Annotated in this window: 17 protein-coding genes; 10 read left to right on the top strand and 7 right to left on the bottom strand. The window is 69.0% G+C overall.

Features of this window, described 5'->3' with window-relative positions:
* Positions 1–137 precede the first annotated feature (137 nt).
* Positions 138–2,654, top strand: coding sequence for a TonB-dependent receptor domain-containing protein (locus GGR89_RS05970; RefSeq protein ID WP_125977982.1), 2,517 nt, complete (start codon positions 138–140; stop codon positions 2,652–2,654).
* A gap of 62 nt (positions 2,655–2,716) precedes the next feature.
* On the opposite strand, the gene GGR89_RS05965 is transcribed toward GGR89_RS05970, so the two are convergent.
* From GGR89_RS05965 to ubiM, 3 genes are all read right to left on the bottom strand, one after another.
* Positions 2,717–3,040 (bottom strand): DUF2218 domain-containing protein, encoded by a 324-nt coding sequence (locus GGR89_RS05965; protein WP_125977980.1) that lies wholly within the window; start codon positions 3,038–3,040, stop codon positions 2,717–2,719.
* Between the two features lie 72 nt (positions 3,041–3,112).
* The gene (locus tag GGR89_RS05960; RefSeq protein ID WP_125977978.1) at positions 3,113–3,724 is read right to left on the bottom strand and encodes a PadR family transcriptional regulator; all 612 of its coding nucleotides are present in this window, start codon (positions 3,722–3,724) and stop codon (positions 3,113–3,115) included.
* 201 nt (positions 3,725–3,925) lie between these two features.
* Entirely contained in the window at positions 3,926–5,098 is a 1,173-nt protein-coding gene (gene ubiM, locus GGR89_RS05955; RefSeq protein WP_125977976.1) for a 5-demethoxyubiquinol-8 5-hydroxylase UbiM, read from the bottom strand.
* Between the two features lie 250 nt (positions 5,099–5,348).
* On the opposite strand from ubiM, the gene GGR89_RS05950 reads away from it, so the two are divergent.
* The 8 genes from GGR89_RS05950 (at position 5,349) to nagE (ending at position 15,169) form a co-directional block, all read left to right on the top strand.
* Positions 5,349–6,668: a replication-associated recombination protein A gene (locus GGR89_RS05950; protein WP_125977974.1), complete on the top strand. Its 1,320-nt coding sequence runs from the start codon at positions 5,349–5,351 to the stop codon at positions 6,666–6,668.
* Positions 6,661–7,008, top strand: coding sequence for an MmcQ/YjbR family DNA-binding protein (locus GGR89_RS05945; protein ID WP_125977972.1), 348 nt, complete (start codon positions 6,661–6,663; stop codon positions 7,006–7,008). The genes GGR89_RS05950 and GGR89_RS05945 overlap by 8 nt, the downstream gene beginning before the upstream one ends.
* The gene (locus tag GGR89_RS05940) at positions 6,951–7,865 is read left to right on the top strand and encodes a hypothetical protein (RefSeq protein WP_241218075.1); all 915 of its coding nucleotides are present in this window, start codon (positions 6,951–6,953) and stop codon (positions 7,863–7,865) included. The genes GGR89_RS05945 and GGR89_RS05940 overlap by 58 nt, the downstream gene beginning before the upstream one ends.
* A 45-nt stretch (positions 7,866–7,910) precedes the next feature.
* The gene (locus GGR89_RS05935) at positions 7,911–8,645 is read left to right on the top strand and encodes a copper homeostasis protein CutC (protein ID WP_125977970.1); all 735 of its coding nucleotides are present in this window, start codon (positions 7,911–7,913) and stop codon (positions 8,643–8,645) included.
* Positions 8,646–8,710: 65 nt separating this feature from the next.
* A complete protein-coding gene (locus GGR89_RS05930; protein ID WP_125977968.1) occupies positions 8,711–9,760 on the top strand; it encodes an SIS domain-containing protein in 1,050 nt (349 codons plus the stop codon).
* Positions 9,757–10,890 (top strand): N-acetylglucosamine-6-phosphate deacetylase, encoded by a 1,134-nt coding sequence (nagA, locus tag GGR89_RS05925; protein WP_125977966.1) that lies wholly within the window; start codon positions 9,757–9,759, stop codon positions 10,888–10,890. The genes GGR89_RS05930 and nagA overlap by 4 nt, the downstream gene beginning before the upstream one ends.
* 86 nt (positions 10,891–10,976) lie before the next feature.
* The gene (gene ptsP, locus GGR89_RS05920) at positions 10,977–13,457 is read left to right on the top strand and encodes a phosphoenolpyruvate--protein phosphotransferase (RefSeq protein WP_167712788.1); all 2,481 of its coding nucleotides are present in this window, start codon (positions 10,977–10,979) and stop codon (positions 13,455–13,457) included.
* Complete coding sequence (gene nagE, locus GGR89_RS05915) at positions 13,454–15,169, top strand: N-acetylglucosamine-specific PTS transporter subunit IIBC (RefSeq protein WP_125977756.1); 1,716 nt, start codon at positions 13,454–13,456, stop codon at positions 15,167–15,169. The genes ptsP and nagE overlap by 4 nt, the downstream gene beginning before the upstream one ends.
* Before the next feature lie 16 nt (positions 15,170–15,185).
* Here the strand turns inward: nagE and GGR89_RS05910 are convergent, their stop codons facing one another.
* Entirely contained in the window at positions 15,186–15,536 is a 351-nt protein-coding gene (locus GGR89_RS05910) for an STAS/SEC14 domain-containing protein (protein ID WP_125977754.1), read from the bottom strand.
* A gap of 143 nt (positions 15,537–15,679) precedes the next feature.
* Between GGR89_RS05910 and GGR89_RS05905 the strand changes: the two genes are divergently transcribed.
* Positions 15,680–16,123 carry a hypothetical protein gene (locus GGR89_RS05905; protein WP_125977752.1) on the top strand — a complete coding sequence of 148 codons (444 nt, stop codon included), beginning with the start codon at positions 15,680–15,682 and terminating at the stop codon, positions 16,121–16,123.
* 94 nt (positions 16,124–16,217) lie between these two features.
* Here GGR89_RS05905 and GGR89_RS05900 read toward each other — a convergent pair whose 3' ends face one another.
* The 3 genes from GGR89_RS05900 to GGR89_RS05890 form a co-directional block, all read right to left on the bottom strand.
* On the bottom strand, positions 16,218–16,988 hold the full coding sequence (locus GGR89_RS05900) for a J domain-containing protein (RefSeq protein ID WP_125977750.1): 771 nt from the start codon (positions 16,986–16,988) through the stop codon (positions 16,218–16,220).
* 116 nt (positions 16,989–17,104) lie between these two features.
* A complete protein-coding gene (gene galA / locus GGR89_RS05895) occupies positions 17,105–19,990 on the bottom strand; it encodes a beta-galactosidase GalA (RefSeq protein ID WP_125977748.1) in 2,886 nt (961 codons plus the stop codon).
* A gap of 34 nt (positions 19,991–20,024) precedes the next feature.
* Positions 20,025–20,762: a GntR family transcriptional regulator gene (locus GGR89_RS05890; RefSeq protein WP_125977764.1), complete on the bottom strand. Its 738-nt coding sequence runs from the start codon at positions 20,760–20,762 to the stop codon at positions 20,025–20,027.
* Positions 20,763–20,845 lie beyond the last annotated feature (83 nt).

Genomic DNA, 20,845 nt, shown 5'->3' with positions numbered 1-20,845 from the left:
TTTCCGTCGGCGTAGAAGCAAACGTTCCCACTCCGTACGACTCCGGCACGTACTTGTACCTACCCTATCCCTTTCAATGCCTTAACCCGCATGACCCCACTGCGTCCGCAGAAACAATCGAGACAAATGGGGTTGTGATGAACACTCGTTTCCGCCTGACGCTGGCGCTCTCCGCCGCAGCGATCGCGCTGCCCGCACATGCCCAGCAGGCGTCCACCGGCACCGAAGCACCCACCGCGCACCATGGCGACTCGGCCGAGGCGAAGCCGCAGAAGCAGGCCTTTACCACCGGCGTCGCAAAGGGGCGCGATCTGCTCGATTCGGCGATTTCGGCAAGCTCGATCGACGAGGAGCAGATCCAGAAGATCGGCACCCGCTCGATCGCCGAAGTGCTGGGCAACATGCCCGGCATCCGCGCCGAGACGGCGGGCACCGACGGCCTGACCGCCGTCACGATCCGCGGCCTGCCGATGGCCGCAGACGGCTCCAAGTTCCTGCAGATCCAGGAAGACGGCCTGCCCGTGCTCGAGTTCGGCGACATCCACTTCGCCTCGACCACTGCGTTCCTGCGCACCGATCTCAGCCTCTCGCAGGTCCAGGCGATCCGCGGCGGTTCCGCCTCGACCTTCGCCTCGAACTCGCCCGGTGGCCTAGTCAATTTCCTCTCGAAGACCGGCGAGGAAGACGGTGGCACGCTGCAGCTCTCCTCGGGCATCGATCATGAACTCGGCCGGGCCGACTTCAACTATGGCGGCCATCTGAGCAAGACGGTGCGCTTCAACGTCGGCGGCTTCTACCGCCAGGGCGAAGGCCCGCGCGCGACCGGCTATGACGCGTTCAAGGGCGGCCAGATCAAGCTGAACGTCACCAAGACGTTCGGCAACGGCTATGTCCGCCTGTACGGCAAGTATCTCGACGACCGCGAGCCCAACTATGCGATGGTGCCGGTGGCGGTGCGCGGCACCAATGCCGACCCGACGTACAGCACGATCCCGGGCTTCGATCCGCGCAAGGACACGCTCTATTCGCGCTACAAGAGCTCGATCCTCGCGCTTGACGGCAACAACAACGTGACCAACCTCGATCTGCGTGAGGGCAATCGCAGCAAGGTCGCGTCGATCGGACTGGAGGCGCAGTTCGACATCGCCGGTTGGACGTTCAGCAATCGCATGCGCTACGCCGCAATCTCGGGTACCTATAACGAGAGCAGCTCGATGGCGCTGCTGCCCGCCGCGGCGCTGGCACCGGTCTTTGCCGGCCCCGGCGCGACGCTGCGCTACGCCACCGGCCCCGATGCCGGCAAGACCATCGCCAACCCGGCGACGCTGAACGGCAACGGCCTGCTGATGTATGGCCTCGAAATCCATTCGGACCTCGAGAAGCTCGACAACTTCACCAATGACTTCCGCGGCAGCCGCGTGTGGAATGTCGGCGAGGGCAAACTGACCACCACGGCCGGCTTCTATGCGTCTTCGCAGGCGATGGTGCAGAACCTGCACCTGATCAACGACGTGTTCGACATCGCCCCGGGCGGCAACTCGGCTTATGTCGACGTACTGACCGCCGGCGGCGTACCGGTGACGCAGGGCGGCGTGCTGGCCTATGGCATTCGCGGCACCGCTGCCTTTCGCAGGCGCTACGATCTGCAGTATCGCGTGTTCGCGCCCTATGGCTCGGTGAACTACCAGATCGGCGCGCTGTCGGTCGGCGGCAGCCTGCGCTATGACTTCGGCAAGGTCAGCGGCACGCTGTACGGCGCCGATCTGGGCGGCAACCGCGTCGGCGTGGCGCCGGTGGACATGAACCGCGACGGCGCGATCTCGCCGCCCGAGCGCAGCGTCGCGGTGCTGCCGCTGTCCCAGCCGGGCCTGGCGGACTATAGCTACAAATACGCCTCTTACTCGATCGGCGTGAACTATCGCATCGCCGAGCCGCTATCGGTTTTCGCCCGCTACAGCCGCGGCGCGCGGGCCAGCGCCGAGCGCCTGTTCTTCTCGCCGGCGGTCAACCCGGACTCGGGCGCGCTGACCGACCCGGCAATGGCCTATGGCCCGGTCAAGCAGGCCGAGGCGGGCGTGAAGTTCCGCAAGGATGGCGTGACGCTGTTCGCCACCGGCTTCTGGGCATCGACCACCGACAAGAACCTGCAGATCGGCGCCGACGCCAGCGGCGGCACCGTCGTGCTGCAGATCGACCGCGACTACAGCGCCAAGGGGGTCGAGCTCGAAGGCCTTTTCGAGCATGGCCCGCTCAGCCTGCGCCTGGGTGCTACCTACACCAAGGCCAAGATCGATGCGGACAAGGCGGACAAGACGCTGGTCGGCAACACTCCGCGCCACCAGCCGGACCTGATCTTCCAGGCGACCCCGCAGTTCGAGGTGAAGCGCTTCACCATCGGCACCAACCTGATCGGCACCACCAGCAGCTTCGCGCAGGACGGCAACCTGCTCAAGCAGCCCGGCTACACGATCGTCAGCCCGTTCGTGCAGGTTCGCCCGGTGAAGGGCCTGCAGATCGGCCTCAACGTCTACAACGTGTTCGACAAGCTGGCCTTCGTCTCGGTCAACTCGGCCGCGATCCCGGCCTCGGGCGTGGTCACCGCGCAGACCCTCAACGGCCGCACGGTCACTGCTTCGGTTCGCTTCAGCTTCTGATCCGGACGACCCACACAAAAAAGGGGGCGGGAACCACGCGGTTCCCGCCCCCTTTTCGTGGCTTACTGCCAGTCGAACGTCAGCTCGCCCTCGCGGAAGGCGAAGCGATCGAGATGCCGGGCGACCGCGCCCTTCAGCCCTTCCAACTGCTCCTGTGAGGTGGCATCGACCCGGATCTCCAGGCCCGTCTCCGCGACGTCGAAGGTCACCACCGCGTCGCCCGGGTGATCGGCGCCGCGCGCGTCCTTGGGGAAGATCACCGTGCCGTTCTCGGGGGTGAACTCCACCTGGAGATTGTGCTGCCAATGCTTGCACAGCTGCTGGAGGTAGCGGCTGGCATGTTCGGTCGGCACCAGCGCATGGGCGGTGAACGGGGCGATCGTCATTCTTCTCTCCTTGGCCGCGGCGGGGACGAGCCCCAGCCGACGGCGTAACACCTCGATCCGGGGCATCGTTTCCTACAGCCGCTCGATCTTGCGCGCGGCTTCGTCGAGGATCTCGGCGATCGCGTGCAGGCGCTCGGGATCGACTTCCTCGTCGAACACGCTGGCGGCGAGCACGGTCTTGAGGTTGTGCATCGCGCGCCGGACGGGGCCGCCGCTGGTGCGGGCATGGCGTTCGCCGAGATCGGCCAGCCGCTGGAACAGCGCTTCAACTTCCGCCGCATTCTCCGCGAGATGCGCGGTGCCGGCCGCGGTGATCGCAAACTGCTTCTTGGCGCCCTCGCTCTTGTGCTCGGCGATCAGGTCCATGTCGTCGAGCATGGTCAGCGTGGGGTACACGACGCCCGGACTGGGCGCATAGGCGCCATTGGAGCGCGCCTCGATCTCGCGGATCAGGTCATAGCCGTGGCGCGGCGCCTCCTCGATCAGCTTGAGCAGGATCAGGCGAAGCTCGTCGCCGCCGAACATGCGCCGGCCGCGCCCGCCCTGACCCCGCTCGCCCATGGCAAAGGCCATGTCGAAGCCGCCGGGAAAGCCCCCGCCCCAGCCGCCGCGTCCGCGGGGGCCAAACTGGTGGCCGTGATGATGATGATGATGATGGCCATGACGGCCGAAATGGAAAACCATAGCGTTGTGCATCCTGTGCGAGTCGTGATGCGCACAAGATATATCTTGAAAGCGACTGTGCAAGGGGTTTCTGGGTTTTCTTAGCCCCCCTCCTTGGAGGAGGGGTTGGGGGTGGAGGGATTCCAGAACGAACGTTGGTCTCGGTGAGACACTGCCCCACCCCAAGCCCCTCCCCTGAAGGGGAGGGGCTTGAAAACGAAATCAGTGCGTCAGCATCGCGCGCACGGTGGGCCGCACGAAGGGCAGCCCCGCCCCCAGCCGCAGCACCGCGTGCCGCATCGCGCGCGCCGGCAGCCGCTCGTCGGTGAACAGCCGCACCAGCAGGTTGGTCCCCGTATAGAGCGGCTTGCACGCCGCGCGGTGGCCGTTCTCGAAGCGCCGCAGCACCGCCGGCAGCGCCGGGTCCATCCCCCGCCGCACCGCGTCCCGCACCTCGGCGGCGAGCAGCGCCTGCCCGCTCAGCCCGAGGTTGAAGCCATGCGCGGTCACCGGGTGCATCCCCACCGCCGCATCGCCGATCAGCGCCGCGCGGCCAGTCACGAACTGATGCGCCCAGGTGGTGACCAGCGGATAGACGTTGCGATCGCTCACCACCTCCATCCGCCCCAGCCGCTGGCGGAAGCGCCGCGCGAGGTCGCGGCCGAGCGCGGCATCATCGAACGCCGCTACCCGCCGCGCCGCCTCCTCGGGCAGGGTCAGCACCGCGCCGGCCATGTTCCCGTTGAGCGGCAGCAGCGCCAGCGTCTGGCGATGGTCGAACCATTCGAGCGCGGTCGCACCGTGCGGCAGTTCGTGGCGTACCCGCACGACCATCATCGAACGGCCGAGCGGGTTGATGTCGGTCTCGATCCCCAGCGCCTCGCGCGTCTTGGATAGCCGCGAATCGGCGACCACCAGCAGCCGCGCCCGTACCACCTCGCCCGAGGAGAGCAGCACCTCCGCGCGCGGCCCGGTGGCGCCCGAGCGGGCATGGACCACCTCCGCGCCGGTCACCAGCCGCAGCCCGGGCTGGTGCTTCACCGCCTCGTACAGCGCGGCGCGGATGCGATGGTTGGGCACCAGATAGCCGAGTTGGTCGTCCGCCCCACCCCCCGCGGTGAAGTTGAGCGCGAAGGGCGAATCGCCGTTCAGCACTTTGGCCGCGTGCATCGGCGCGATCTCGTCTGCCGGCAGCCGCCCCCAGGCGCCGAGCGCCTCGAGGATCCGCTTCGAGCCGTGGGTGAGCGCGATCTCGCGCCCGTCGAAGCGTGGGGACGCCAGCGCCTCCAGCGGCGCGCGCTCGAGCAGCACGATGCTCAGCCCGCTGTCTTCCAGCGAGCGCGCGAAGGCGAGGCCAGCCGGCCCTCCCCCGACGATGACGACGTCGCAGTCCATGCCCGATCCTCCACACCTCCCCCATCGCGCTTTGTGGCGATCGGGGGCCGCTTCCCCACCACCCGCCGTCATCCCGGCGAAGCCGGTATCCAGACGCTGTAGCGCGTCGGCTCCTGCTGCACCGGATCGGCGAATGGATCCCGGCTTTGGCCGGGATGACGAAGGGTTTGGCTGGACAGGCGCCGCCAAGCCTTGCGCCCGATCAACCAGCGGGATGCAAATCGCATCCCAGCCGCCTATCTTGGCCGCAATGGCCGACCTTTTTGCGACCCACGAACAACCCGCCGCCGATGCCACCCCCGCCGGCGGCCCGCTCGCCGACCGGCTGCGCCCGCAGAAGCTCGACGAGGTGGTCGGGCAGGAGCATCTCACCGGGCCGCAGGGCGTGATTGGGCGGATGGTCGCGGCGGGCAAGCTCAGCTCGATCATCTTCTGGGGCCCGCCGGGCACCGGCAAGACCACCATGTCGCGGCTGCTCGCCGATGCGGTGGGGCTGCGCTTCGTCGCGATCTCGGCGGTGTTCTCGGGCGTCGCGGACCTCAAGAAGGTGTTTGCCGAGGCGCGCGACCATGCCCGGATCGGCAAGCGCACCCTGTTGTTCGTGGACGAGATCCACCGCTTCAACCGGGCCCAGCAGGACGGATTCCTGCCCTATGTCGAGGACGGCACCGTCACCTTGGTCGGCGCGACCACCGAAAACCCCTCCTTCGAGCTCAACGCCGCGCTGCTCAGCCGCGCGCAGGTGCTGATCCTGCACCGGCTCGATCACGAAGCGCTGAGCCAGCTGCTCGATCGTGCCGAGGCGCTGGAGGAACGCCCCCTGCCCCTGACGCCCGAGGCACGCGACGCGCTGGTGGCGAGCGCGGATGGCGACGGGCGCTTCCTGCTCAACCAGGCCGAGACCTTGTTCTCGGTGCAGTTTGAGGCGCCGCTCGATCCCGCCGGGCTCTCGGCCTTCCTCCAGCGCCGCGTCGCGGTCTATGACAAGGACCGCGAGGGGCATTACAACCTGATCTCAGCGCTGCATAAATCGGTGCGCGGCTCCGATCCGCAGGCGGCGCTCTATTATCTCGCGCGGATGCTCACCGCCGGCGAAGAGCCGCTCTACCTGCTCCGTCGGCTGGTCCGCATGGCGGTGGAGGATATCGGCATGGCCGACCCCAACGCGCTGGTGCAGTGCATGGCAGCCAAGGATACGTACGACTTTCTCGGCTCGCCCGAGGGCGAGCTGGCGATCGTCCAGGCATGTCTCTACCTGGCGACAGCACCCAAATCCAACGCCGCCTACAAGGCACAGAAGGCGGCGTGGAAGGTGGCGAAGGAAACCGGCTCGCTGATGCCGCCGCAGAACATCCTCAACGCGCCGACCAAGCTGATGAAGCAGATCGGCTATGGCACCGGCTATACCTATGACCATGATGCCGAGGGCGGCTTCTCGGGCGACAATTACTGGCCGGCGGAGATGGAGCCGCAGACCTTCTACACCCCCACCGATCGCGGCCACGAGAAGCGCGTGGCGGAGCGGCTCGCCTGGTGGGCGGCGATGCGCGAGCAACGGCGCGATGGATGATTGGGAGGATGCCTGCGCCTTCGCGCTGACGCTGCCCGACGTGGCGATGGCGCCCTGGTGGGGCACGCCCTGCCCCAAGATCAACGGCAAGGGGCTGATGTCCCACGCCAGGCAGCCGGGCAGCTTCGGGCTGATGGTCGCGCAGGACGAGAAGGTGCTGCTGCTCGAGACCGATCCCGAGACCTTCTGGCAGACCGACCATTATCGCAACTACCCGATGCTGCTGGTTCGCTACGGCACCCCGGCACGCGAGCGGATCCAGCTCTATATCCAGCGCGCCTGGTGGGATCGGGCGAAGAAGGCGCAGCGCCTCACCGCTGGGCTGGGGACTCGCCCCTGACCTTCACCGACTTCATTGCGATCGACTGGTCCGGTCAGGCAGTCGAGCGGCCCAAGGGGCTTGCCGTTGCACACGCCCGCGCGGGCGACACCGCGCCGGTGCTGATCGACCGGCCCTGGTCGCGCGCCGATATTCTCGGCTTTCTGGAGGGCCTTGCCGATAGTGGCACGCGCGCGCTGGTGGGGCTCGATCTCTCCCCTGCCTTTCCCTTCGCCGACGCCGGCGCCTATTTTCCCGGCTGGGCGGAGAGTCCGGCGGACGGCCCAGCGCTCTGGGCACTGGTCGACCGCCTGTCCACACCCGATCCGCATTTCGCCGCAACCAGCTTCGTCCAGCATGTGGAGGCACGGCGGCACTTCCGCCAGATGGGCGATTGCGGCGACCTGTTCCCCGGCGGACGGGGGCGCTTCCGAGTGTGCGAGGTTGGGCAAGAGGCAATGGCGCTCTCGCCGTACAGCTGCTTCAATTTGGTGGGAGCGAGCCAGGTCGGCAAGTCGAGCCTCACCGGGATGCGCGTCCTCCACCGCCTGCGCGGGCGGGTCGGCCTGTGGCCGTTCGACCCGCTGCCCGATACCGGCCCGGTGCTGGTGGAGATCTACACCTCGCTCGCCGCGCGACTCGCCGGGATGCGCAAGGGCATCTCGAAGATTCGTGACGCCGAGACGCTCGACACGATGCTCGCCGCCTTCGGCTCGGCGCCGCATGCGCCGCTGCCGCGCCATGACGATCACGCGACCGACGCGATCCTCAGCGCCGCCTGGCTGCGCGTGGCCGCCGGGCAGCCGGGACTGTGGACTCCGGCCGGCCTCACGCCCGATCTTGCCCGTACGGAGGGCTGGACCTTCGGCGTGCTCTGAGGAATAGGACTTTTCTAGAACCTTGGCCCCGGGGACGAATACCTTATGCGTCGATTGCTCGAAGTCTGCGTGGAAGATGTCGCCGGAATCGATGCCGCGGTAACCGGTGGCGCGGACCGAATCGAGCTTTGCGCCGCGCTGGCCGTAGGCGGACTGACACCACCCGAATCGCTGATTGCCGCGGCGGCGACCGCGCCGATCCCGGTGCATCTGCTCGCCCGCCCCCGCGACGGCAACTTCGTCTACACCGCCGCCGAAGCCGCGCTGGTCGCCGCCGACATTCGCGCCGCCGCCGAGGCGGGGCTGGCCGGCGTGGTGATCGGCGCCAGCCGCACCGACCGGCAGCTCGATGCGGAGATGCTCGCGGCCTGGGTGTCGGTCGCGCGAAATGCCGGGCGCAGCCTGTCGCTTACGCTGCACCGTGCCTTCGACCTCTGCCCCGATCCGCTGGCGGCACTGGAAGCAGCGATCAGCCTCGGCTTCGACCGGATCCTCACCTCCGGCTGCACACCCAAGGCGATCGACGGGCGCGACACGATCGCCGCGCTGGTACAGGCCGCCGGCGACCGAATCACCATATTGGCCGGCAGCGGCGTGGACGCGTCGACGCTGCCGGCGATCCTGGAGACCGGCGTGCGCGAGGTCCATGCCTCGTGCCGCAGCCCGCAGGCCAGCGCCGATACCCGCGAAATCGCGTTCGGTTTCCAGGCCGGCCCGCGCCTCGCCACCGACCCCGCGAAAGTTTCTACCCTGCGTAATTTGCTCGACGCGCGCAGCTAGCGCTTGAACAATACCAATATGTAACTTATCCCTGGTTTCATCATAGCCAGGAAGCAGTGGGGACCATGATCGCTGAAATCGAAAAGCCCGCAGGCGGTGCGACGCTGATGGCGTCCGAGGCTGCCGAGGCCGGCGCCGCGGTCCGCCGCCTGCTCGACGCCAACGGCCCGGCGCTCGCCGCGCTGGCCCGCGAGCTGCGCGCCGACCCGCCCGCACTGGTCGTCACCTGCGCTCGCGGTTCGTCCGACCATTCGGCCACCTATGGCAAATATCTGATCGAAACGATGCTGGGCGTGCCCGTCGCCTCGGCCGCGCCCTCGGTCGCGTCGGTGTTCGAGGCGCCCGTCTCCACCGCCCGCGCGCTGTGCATCGCCGTGTCGCAGAGCGGCCGCAGCCCGGACCTGCTCGCCACGGTCAAGGCCTACCAGCAGGCCGGCGCGCGCGTCGTCGCCTTCGTCAACGACGAGGAATCGCCGCTCGCCGCAATGGCCGACACCACGATCGGCCTCAAGGCAGGCCCCGAGCGTTCGGTCGCCGCGACCAAGTCCTATATCACCGCGCTGGCCGCCTTCGCCGCGCTGGTCGCCGAATGGGCGCAGGACGAGGCGCTCGCCACCGCGCTCACCGCCCTGCCCCAACAGCTGGAAAAGGCGCGCGATTTCGACTGGTCACCGGTCGTGGACACGCTGCGCGACGCGACCAACCTGTTCGTGATCGGCCGTGGCTACAGCTTCGCCGTCGCGCAGGAAGCCGCGCTCAAGTTCAAGGAAACCTGCAGCCTGCACGCCGAGGCGTTCAGCGCCGCCGAGGTGCGCCACGGCCCGATGGCGATCGTCGGCGACGGCTTCCCGGTGCTCGCCTTCGCGACCTCCGATACCGCCGGTGACAGCGTCCGCGAGGCCTCGGCCGAGTTCGCCGAGCGTGGTGCGCGCATCTGCCTGGCCGACGCCAAGGCCGGCGACGCCTCGCCGCTGCCGGTGCTCGCCGGCCACGCCGCGCTGGAGCCGATCCTGATGGTCCAGAGCTTCTACCCGATGGTCAACGCGCTCTCGCTGGCGCGCGGCAACAACCCCGACGCCCCGCTGTATCTCCGCAAGGTAACCGAGACTCGATGAGCAGTTTTCGCTTCGTCAACGGCCAGATCGTCACCGCTGCCGGCACGTTGCCGGAAGCGGTGATCCAGGTCGATCAGGGCCGCATCGTCTCGATTGCCACCGAAGGCAGCGGCACCGACACGATCGACCTCGACGGCGGCTGGATCGTCCCCGGCTTCATCGACGTCCAGGTCAACGGCGGCGGCGGCGTGCTGTTCAACGACGCGACCACCGTCGAGGGCATCGCCGCGATCGGTGCGGCGCATGCCAAGTTCGGCACCACCGCCTTCCTGCCGACGCTGATCAGCGACGTGCCCGAGGTGATCGCCAAGGCGCTCGACGCCACCGATGCCGCGATCGAGGCGGGGGTGCCCGGCGTGGTCGGCGTGCATATCGAGGGCCCGATCCTCAACAAGGCGCGCAAGGGCATCCACGATGCGGACAAGTTCCGCGGGCTGGACGCCGGCATGGTCGAGCTGCTCGGCCGCCCGCGCCGCGGCAAGGTGCTGGTGACGCTGGCGCCGGAGATGGTCGACCTCGCCGACGTCCGCCGCCTGGCCGATGCAGGCGTGCTGCTCGCGATCGGCCATAGCGACGCGACCTACGAGACCGCGGTCGCCGCCTTCGAGGCCGGCATGACCGGCGTGACCCACCTGTACAACGCGATGTCGCCGCTGCGCCACCGCGCGCCCGGCGTCGTCGGTGCGGCGCTGGAGAACCAGACCGCCTATTGCGGGATCATCCCGGACGGCTTCCACGTCCACGACGCGGCATTGCGCATCGCGCTCGCCGCCCGGCCGCACGACCGCTTCCTGCTGGTCACCGATGCCATGCCGAACGTAGGATCGGACATGACCTCGTTCGACCTGCACGGCCAGCATATCCGCGTCGAAGGCGGGCGGCTGCTCGGCGTCGACGGCACGCTGGCGGGCTCGGCGCTCGATATGACCGGCGCGTTCCGCCACATGGTCACCCGTATCGGCACCGCGCCCGAGGATGCCGCGATGATGGCCGCTACCAGCCCCGCCGCCTTCCTCGGCCTGTCGCACGAGCGCGGCACCCTCGCCCCCGGGCTGCGCGCCGACTGGGTGCAGATGACCCGCGACTTCCAGCCCGCCGGGTGCTGGATCGGCGCAACCCGCTTCCCCTGATCGCACGGAGACCCGCCCTGAGCACGATCGCGCCGCCCTCTTCCCATGACGACGCCTCGGCCGGGGCCCTTGCCATCGGCGCGCCGATGGCCGGCTGGCTGCTGCCGCTGGAGGAGGTTCCCGATCCCGTCTTCGCGCAGCGCATGCTGGGCGACGGCGTGGCGATCGACCCGACCGAGGGCTGCCTCTACGCGCCCTGCGACGGCGAAGTGACGGTGCTGCAGCCGACCGGCCATGCGATCACGCTGCGCGCCGGCGACGGCATCGAGCTGCTGATGCATATCGGCATCGATACGGTGCAGCTGGCCGGCGCCGGCTTCGATCCGCAGGTGAAGGTGGGCGATTACGTCCGCGCGGGCGACGTGCTGATCCGCTTCGACCTCGATTGCGTGGTCTGCGACGCGCCCTCGGTGGTGACACCGGTGCTGCTGATTGGCCAGGAAGGCCTTACGCTGACGGGCAAGCGCGGCAGCGGGCTGGTCGCGCCGGGTGAGCCGATCTTCACGGTCGAGCGCGCCGGAGCGGCAGTCGAAGCCGCCACCGAGATCGTCGGCGAGACGGCGACGCGCACCGTGGTGGTTCCGCTCGCGCACGGCATCCACGCCCGCCCCGCCGCGAAGCTCCGCGAAGTGCTGGTCCCCTTCGCCGCCAAGGTGACGATCACCAAGGGCGAGCAGAGCGCCGATGCGCGCAGCCCGGTGCGGCTGATGACGCTGGGCATCAAGCTGGGCGACACGATCCGCATCACCGCCGAGGGCGGCCGCGCCGACGAAGCCGCGGCGACGCTCGCCGCGCTGATCGAAAGCGGCATGGGCGAGAAGGCCGATCCCGCCTCGGCGCCTGCGCCCGCCCCTGCCCCCGCCCCCGTCGCCGCGCCGGTTTCGGACGAGCCCGGCGTGCTTGCCGGCGTCACCGCCGCGCCGGGCCTCGCGATCGGCACCGCCCGCTTCTTCCGCCTCCCCGAATTGACGATCGACCCGATCGGCAAGGGCGCGAGCCTGGAGCGCGCGCGGCTCGAGGACGGCATCGCCAGGGTGGTGCGCGCAATCGAGGCAGACCTCAGCCACGCCGCCGGGCCGATGCGCTCGATCCTTTCCGCGCACCGATCGATGCTCGACGATCCCGAATTGCTGGAAGCGGCGCGCGCCGCGGTGCTCGACGGCGCCAGCGCCGGCCAGGCCTGGCGCCAAGCGATCCGCCCGCAGGCGGAGCTGCTCCGCCAGAACGGCGATGCGCATCTCGCCGAGCGCGCCGACGACATGGTCGATCTCGAGCGCCGCGTCGTCTCCGCGATCGAAGGCGTGCAGGACGCGCCCTTGGTGTTCCCGGAAGGCACGATCCTGCTCGCCGACGACCTGCTGCCCTCGCAGGTCACCGCGATCGATCCGGCGCAGGTCTGCGGCTTCGCTACCGTGCGCGGCGGCCCGACCTCGCACGTCGCCATCCTCGCCGCCAGCCTCGGCATCCCGGCGCTGGTCGCGATGGGATCGGCACTGCGTACCGTGCAGGAAGGCGACACGCTGATCCTCGACGCCGGCGCCGGCACGCTCCGCGTCGCCCCGAACGAGGCCCAGCGCAGCGAGGCGCGGGCCCGGGTCAATGCCCGCACGGCCGCGCTCGCCGCTGCCCGCGCGGCAGCGGGGGCGGAAGCCCGGCTCGCCGACGGCACCCGCATCGAAGTGTTCGCCAATCTCGGCTCGGTGAGTGATGCCGAGCGCGCCGTCGCGGCGGGCGCCGAGGGCAGCGGGCTGCTGCGCACCGAATTCCTGTTCCTCGATCGCGACACGCCGCCCAGCGTCGGCGAACAGACCGCCGAGTATCAGGCAATTGCGGACGCGCTGCAGGGCCGCCCGCTGATCATCCGCCTGCTCGACATCGGCGGCGACAAGCCCGCGCCCTATCTGCCGATCGCGGCGGAGGAGAATCCGGCACTGGGCCTGCGCGGCATCCGCGTCGGCCTCGCCCATCCGCAGGTGCTCGAGGACCAGCTCCGCGCGATCCTCGGCGTGCGCCCGATCGGCGTCGCCAGGATCATGCTGCCGATGATCGCCAGCGTCGGCGAACTGCGCGCGGTGCGCGCCGTGCTCGATCGGCTGCGCGGCGAGCTGGGCATCGGCGAGACGGTCGAGCTCGGCATCATGGTCGAGACGCCCGCTGCGGCGGCCACCGCCGATCTGCTCGCCGCCGAAGCCGATTTCCTGTCGATCGGCACCAACGACCTGACCCAGTACACGCTCGCCATGGACCGCGGGAATCCGGCGGTCGCCAGCGGCATCGACGGGCTCCACCCGGCGGTGCTGCGCCTGATCGCCGATACCTGCCGGGGTGCGACCGCCAAGGGCCGCTGGGTCGGCGTATGCGGCGGCCTCGCCTCCGATCCGCTGGCGGTGCCGATCCTGGTCGGCCTCGGCGTGACCGAGCTTTCCGCCACCGTGTCGGTGGTGCCGGAAGTGAAGGCGCTGCTCGCCACCCTCACGATCGAGCGCGCCCGCGCCCATGCCACCGCCGCGCTGGCCTGCGCCACCGCCGCCGATGTCCGCCGCCTTGCCCGGGAATTCACCGCATGAAGCAGATCCTCGAAACGCTCCAGCCGCTCGGCCGTGCGCTGATGCTGCCGATCGCGGTGCTGCCGGTGGCAGGGCTCCTGCTCCGCCTCGGCCAGCCCGACCTGCTCAACATCGCCTTTGTCAGCGCGGCCGGCGATGCGCTGTTCTCGCATCTCGGCCTGCTCTTCGCGATCGGCGTGGCGACCGGCTATGCCAAGGACGGCAACGGTGCCGCCGCACTTGCCGGCATCGTCTGTTTCCTCGTCTCAACCGAGGCGGGCAAGAGCCTGCTCGCGGTGCCCGACACGATCGGCGCCGGGCTGGACAAGGACCAGGCGGCGCTGGCGGTGGCGGCATGGAAGGCCAAGGCGGTCGCCCGGCTCGACGTGCCGATCGGCATCGCCTCGGGTCTGATCGGCGGCGGCTTCTACAACCGCTTTTCGGCGATCAAGCTGCCGTCCTATCTCGCCTTTTTCGGTGGTCGTCGTTTCGTGCCGATCGTCAGCGGGCTGGCGGGCCTCGCCATCGCCGTCATCGTCGGCGTCGGCTTTCCGCACATCAGCGCGGGCGTCGACGGGCTGAGCCACGGCATTGCGGGTGCGGGCAGCTTCGGCCTGTTCGCCTTCGGGGTGCTCAACCGCGTGCTGCTGGTGACCGGCCTGCACCATATCCTCAACAACGTGTTCTGGTTCGTCCAGGGCGATTACAACGGCGCAACGGGCGACCTCCGCCGCTTCTTCGCGGGCGATCCCAGCGCGGGCGCGTTCATGGCGGGCTTCTTCCCGGTGATGATGTTCGGCCTGCCCGCCGCCTGCCTCGCGATGTACCGCGCGGCACTCCCCGAGCGCCGCAAGGCCGTCGGCGGCCTGCTGTTCAGCCTCGCGCTCACCTCGCTCCTCACCGGCGTGACCGAGCCGATCGAATACAGCTTCATGTTCCTCGCCCCCGCCCTCTACGTCGTCCATGCGGTGCTGACCGGCGTGGCGATGGTGGTGATGGACCTGCTCGGCGTGAAGCTCGGCTTCGGCTTCTCCGCAGGGCTGTTCGACTACGTCCTGAACTTCGGCAAGGCGACCAAGCCGCTGCTGCTGATCCCCGTCGGACTGGTCTATTTCGCGCTCTATTACGGCATCTTCGCTTGGGCGATCCGCCGCTTCGACCTGAAGACTCCGGGCCGCGAAGCCGAGGCGCCGGTTGTGGCCGACGCGGGCGCTGTCGCTCCGTCGAGCCGCGGCGAGGCCTTCGCCCGCGCGCTGGGCGGCTCGGCCAATCTGGTCGAGATCGGCGCCTGCACCACCCGCCTGCGCCTGATCGTCGCCGACCAGTCCGTGGTCGACGATGCCGCGCTCAAGGCACTCGGCGCGCACGGCATCCTGCGCCCCTCGGAGCGCGCGCTGCAGGTGGTGCTCGGCCCGATCGCCGATGTGGTGGCGGTCGAGATCCGCGACGCGACCGCGCGCGGCGGCGTGTCGGCGCCTGCCGCACAGGCCGTGCCCCCTGCGAGCGCACCGACGGTGGCGCTCCAGCCGGCGGCGCTGGCGGCGCTGGGCGGCGCGGCGAACGTCCGCGCGGTGAGCGCGCACGACAACCGCCTGCGCGTCGAACTCGACAGCCCGGCCGAGGTGGATGGCGACGCGCTGCTGGCGCTCGGCCTGCGCGGGCTCGCCCGCCCCTCGGCCACGGTGATCCACCTGCTCGGCGACGACGCGGTTCTGGCTACGCTGCGGGGTTGACCTTGCAGCGCCGTGTTCAGATGCTGTGGCGTTGGTCCGCCTGTGGCGTGCTGGCCGGCGCATCGAGCAGCCAGTTCAGCCCGGCATCGGCATTGGCAAACGCCCGCAGATAGGGCTGCGTCATCACCGCAATGCGCGAGGCCTTGGGAAAATCGCGAAAGCTGCGCGCGAAGGAGTCGAGCGTGTCGCACGGCTGCACGGCGCTTTCGCGCATGTCCATGCGGAGCAGATAGCCCGGCCTCAGCCCCTGGGCGAGAAACTGCTGCAGGGACTGCCGGGCGTAATCCGGCACCTGATCGGGCAGGAAGATGCGATGCCAGGCGATGTCGAGCAGGCTGCGCTCGGGCTGGAAACGGATCGTGTACATCGCCGCCGACGAATCAGCAGATGGTTTTGCCAACGCTCAGTCGGCATATCGCGAGGGGAACAGCCGTTTCTGGTAAAAAGCCGGCGGGCAGCGCCCAAGCTGAAAATGCTGGAAATCGCTCGGTACGCTGATAGCTTTGCGTTGTGGAACTGATCTTCGTGAAGCGCGCCGGGAAATTTGATGAACTCACCGTTGTGAGGGAAGACGGCGTTTCGGAAACAATCTCCTGCCCGAAGCAGGGAATCATCCCCCACGACATGGCTCACTATGCGGTGGAGAGCGTGCTTGCGCATCGAGGGTTCCTGTCGCTCGTGCAGGATGGACTTCGGGCTGATTTCACAGCGCAGGGTGGCGACAGCGAAGCCGCAATCGAGCGCTTGGTCGAGACATTCCAAGCCGAGATGTGGGGCGGTCGTGTGCCCGTCACGGACTTGATTGCGACCTATGAGCATGCGTGTGAAGCTCGGGGGCACAGCGTTGCACCGATTTCGGCGGAGGATGTGGAAGCGATTCGAGATCGGCTTGATGACCTTTCTCGCCGCTGGTCCGCTCTGGCGCTGAACGAGGAGCTCAAGCTCGAATTCTAAAGCTGGCGGCAGCCGAAGGCGTCAAGGTCAGAAGCGTCGGTATATCCACGTCTCTCGGCGGGTCGACTGGCCGCCCCGGAATGAAACGGTCTGATCAAGCCGGGCAGTCTGGCTTCCGCGCCGCCCGCGCCGCCGCGAGCGCCTGGAGGATGCGGATCGTCTGGTGTTCGGCCTGTGCCTTAAGGTGGCGCGGCGCGGAAACCCAGAGGTCCGGGTGATATTGCTTGAGCAGCGCGCGGCCCTTCGCCTCGACCTCCGCGCGGCTCGCATCCGGAGCGACTTCGAGGACGGCCCACCAGCACGCCTCCGCCACCACCGGCGGCGTTGCCGCGGCCTGCGCGCGGTCCGAGGCCTGCCGCTCCGCTTCGCGCCAGCCGAGCCGCGCCTTGCCCTCGCGCGCCAGCCGCAGCCGGTCGGCGGCGAAGATCCCCGTAACCGCAATCGCCACGCTGCCCCCGGCGACGAACAGCAGCGAGGCGAATTGCAGGCTCTGCCAGGGCAGCCCGGCGAGCCCATGCGCCTGCAATTCGCCATAGATCGCCGCGCAGACGATCCGCAGCGCGACATAGCCGGCGCTGATCGCCATCACCCAGCGCGCGCTATAGCCGATCGCGTTGAGCATCGCCTGCTTGACCCCAGAGGCAAGCGGCCGGCGCAGGCACAGCAGCAGCGCGCCCCCCATCGCGCCGATGCAGCCGGGCAGCACCCAGGCCTTGCCGAGATTGTAGAAGGCCGCGGTCGCGCCGAGCCAGCCGACCGCCCACCACAGGAACAGTCCCCACAGCGCATTGCCGCGCGCGAAATCATGCGCGCGAAAGGCACGCCCGACGCGCTCGCCGACCAGCCACCCGATGAGAAGATTCATGCCGTCCCCCTGGAGCGGCAGCCCTATCGAGCCTCCACCAACCGGGCGTGAACGGCCATGGTTAAGCGCGCGGTGAGGCGATCGAGTTCCGGCCCGACCGCCCCACCCCGATCCGGTCAGCGCGGCGTGAGGGTAACCTTACCGAGCAGCCCCGATGCCTGCCCCGCCAGCGCCTGGACGATCAGCTCGACGGTGCGCTGGCCGCTCCCCGCCGGGAAGGCCGCCTCCAGCGGTGCGGGCGCGGCATCGGTCTTCTCGGCCAGCTTCTTGCCGTCGACCCACAATTCCGCACGCCCGCCGACGCTGGCGAAGCGCAGCGTGCCGCCGCCCGTGGCGATCCGCTTCCACGGCGTGAGACGGTTGTTGTAGACGCGCCAGCCCGGCTGCGGCTCGGCCGGGGTCGGCATCGCGCTGCGCAGGAAGGCCCAGCTGTTGTTGTCGGGCACCAGGCCCGGCCTGGGCTTGTCGGCCACGAGCCCCGAGCGGCGCCAGTCGCCCAGCACCATCAGCGGCGGGGTGACGCCCACCTGCGCGCGCGGGGCGATGTCAGCGCGGTCAATGGTCAGCAGTGCGGGCTTCAGCCCCTCGGCGCTCGCCTTGACGGTGATCTTGCCGCGGCCGGTCCCCGCCTGCACCAGGATCTGCGCGAGGCCGTTGAACAGCGAGCGGGCATTGCCCTTCTCCGGCTCGTGGCTGTTCGGATCGCCATTGCCGACACCGATGATCGCCGCGCCCTCAACCGAGAAGTGCGTCATCAGGTTTGCGGTCGGCACGTGCCGGCCCTTGGCGTCGACCGCGTCGATGGTGATCGGCTGCACGTCCTCGTCGTCGCCGGCCATCACCGTGCGTGCAGGCGTGAGCCGCAACGCGACCGGCTTGCCGACCGTCTCGTGCACCATCCGTGCGACGACCTTGCCGCCGCGCAGCGCCTGCGCCTCCAGCCGGCCGGGCGCATAGGGCAGCTGCCATTCATTGCCCTGCAGCCGATCGACCTTCTGCGTGCCGATCGCCTTGCCGTTGAGCAGCAGCGTCACGCTCTCGGCATTGGAGGCAACGAATACCTTGATGCTCTGCCCCTCCTTGCCCGGCCAGGTCCAGTGCGGCGCGAGCCACACCACCGGCGCATCGTCGATCCAGGCGGCGCTGTGGATGCCGAACGCGGTCTTGGGGAAGCCGCACAGGTCCATGATGCCGAAGAAGCTAGACGCGGTCGGCCATTCATAGGGCGTCGGCTCGCCATGATAGTCGAAGCCGGTCCAGACGAACCCGCCGGCGATGAACTCGCGCGCCGCGATCAGCTGCCACGCCTTGCGATGGGTATTGCCCCAGGGTGCCGCCTCGTCGTCATAGGAGGTGATGACATGCTTGGCGGGATCGCTGGCGAAGGCGCCGCGCGTCTCGAAGGCGCTGGTATCCTCGGAGCTGGTGCTCGGCCGCGTCGGGTTCAGCGCGTGCCACTTGTCATACTCGCCCTGATAGTAATTGAACCCCATCACGTCGACGACCGAGGAGACGTTCTGCGGATTGTAGAACGACCCGTTCATCGCCGAGGTGACCGGCCGGCTGTCGTCGAGCTTGCGCACCGCGGCTTCCATCCGGCGGACCATCTCGATGCCCGCCTCGGTGCCCTGCATCGGCTCTTCGTTGAACACCGACCAGAGGATCACGCTGGGATGGTTGCGGTCGCGCCGTACCATCCAGCTGAGCTGGGCAAGGTAATCGGGGGCCGGGTTGAAGTGGCGGTTCTCGTCCATGACGAGGAAGCCCATCCGGTCGCACCAGTCGAGCAGCTCGGCGGTCGGCGCGTTGTGCGACATGCGGATCGCGTTGCACCCCATCGCCTTGAGCCGCTCGAGCCGCCAGCCGAGCAGCGCGTCATACTGCGCCACGCCGGTGCCGGCATGGTCCTGGTGGATGCACACGCCCTTGAGCTTGACCGGGTGATCGTTGACGAACAGCCCCTTGTCGGCATCGAAGCGGACGGTGCGGAAGCCGATGGGCGTGCGCCGCTCATCGATCAGCTTGCCATCGCGCAGCAGCCGGGTGTGGACGGTGTAGAGCGTCGGCGTCTCGACCGACCAGAGCTTGGGGTTGGCGAGCGACAGCGTCATCGCCAGCTCGGCGCGGTCGAGCACCGGCACGCTGCCTGCGGTGGTGGCGAAGGCGACCCGCTTGCCGCTCGGATCAAGCAGTTCGGCCTCGACCGCGACCGCCACCGGCGCGCGCTCGATATTGCCGGCGGTCACCGTCACCGGCACGTTCCAGCCGGTCTCCGTCTTGCGCGGATCGCAATGTACCCCGTCGGTGACGATCGACACCGGCCCGCGGCGCACCAGCCAGGCATGGCGGTAGAGGCCGGCGCCTTCGTACCACCAGCCTTCCATCGCCTCGGCATCGACGCGGATGGCGATGACATTGTCCTCGTCACCGAAGCGCGCGAACGGCGTCATGTCGATGAGGATGCTGGCATAGCCCGACCAGCTGTGCGCGACGACGCTGCCGTTCACCCATACGGTGGCGTTGGTGGCGACGCCGTCGAGGTGGAGTTCGATCGTCTTGCCGTGATCGGCAGGATCCAGCGTCAGGCGGCGGCGATACCAGCCGATCCCACGCTTGCGATAACCCTGCGAGACATTGGCGGTCTGTTCGAAGGGCTGGAACGAGGCCCAGTCGTGCGGCAGGCGCACTTCGGCCCATTCGCTGTCGTCGAAATCGCGCGCGGCGGCACCGCGGGCGTTGCCTGCCTTCACGCTGCCATAGGTATCGTCATGGTCCTTGAGCGGCGCCGGCAGCACGTCGCCCTGATAAAAGCGCCAGCCGCGCTCGATGCGGGTGCGGGTGGGGTCGCCGTCGGGCAGGCGCGGCATCAATGCGGTCTTGGGCGCGGGCATCGGAAAGGCGTCGCCCTCCACCGCGCGCGCGGCCGCCTCGGCCTCGGGCAGTCCCAGCGAGGCAAGCGCCCCCAACCCCGCGCTGCCGAGCAGCAACTGGCGACGATCCATGCAGCAATCTCCAAAAATCAGGCAGGCAGGCGGCTCAGACGTCGCTGAGTTCCGCCACGAAATCATAGGCATCGCCCCGGTAATAGGAGCGTGTCACTTCGGCCGGGCGGCCGTCGCGCAGGAAAGCGCGGCGCTCGATCAGCAGGCCGGCATGGCCGGGATCGACGCCGAGCATCTTGGCATGCTCGCCGAGGAACGGCACCGCGCGCAAGCGCTGGAGCGCGCGCACCGGCCGGTTCCCGGCGGCTTCGAGCGCGGTGTAGAGCGAGTCCCCCACCGCATCGACCGAGGGCAAGCAGTAGCCGGCGATGGTCGAGAATTCGAGCGCCATCGGCTCGCCATCGGCGAAGCGGATGCGCGAGAAGCGCAGCACCGCCGCGCCCGGCGACAGGCCGAGCGCCATCGCTTCCTCGGGCGTGACCTGCCCCGTGGAGCGCGCGATCCAGTTGCTGCTGGCGGCGCGGCCGCGTGCGGCCATGTCCTCGGTGAAGGAGGAAAGCTTGGAGAAGCTCTTCTCGACGCGCTCGGCGACGAAGGTGCCCGCACCGCGGCGGCGCGTGAGCAGCCCTTCCTCGACCAGACCGCCGATCGCCTTGCGCACGGTGATGCGCGACACGTCATATTCGACGGCCAGATCGCGCTCCGGCGGGATCGCGTCGCCCTGGTTGAGGATCTTGCCGCTGATCGCCTCGCGGATCAGTTGCTGCAGCTGCAGATAGAGCGGCGACGGGTTGCCTTCGCGAAACCGGCCGATCTGGTCCGAAAACGTCATCATCTCTCCCCCTTGCCCGACACCGTTGCCAAAGCCCCGACAACCGTATCTACGGCAGGTTTCCCGCAGCGCGTACACGCGAT

This window comes from Sphingomonas trueperi (assembly GCF_011927635.1).
GTDB classification, from domain to species: domain Bacteria; phylum Pseudomonadota; class Alphaproteobacteria; order Sphingomonadales; family Sphingomonadaceae; genus Sphingomonas; species Sphingomonas trueperi.
This window is presented reverse-complemented; position numbering and strand designations above follow the sequence as displayed.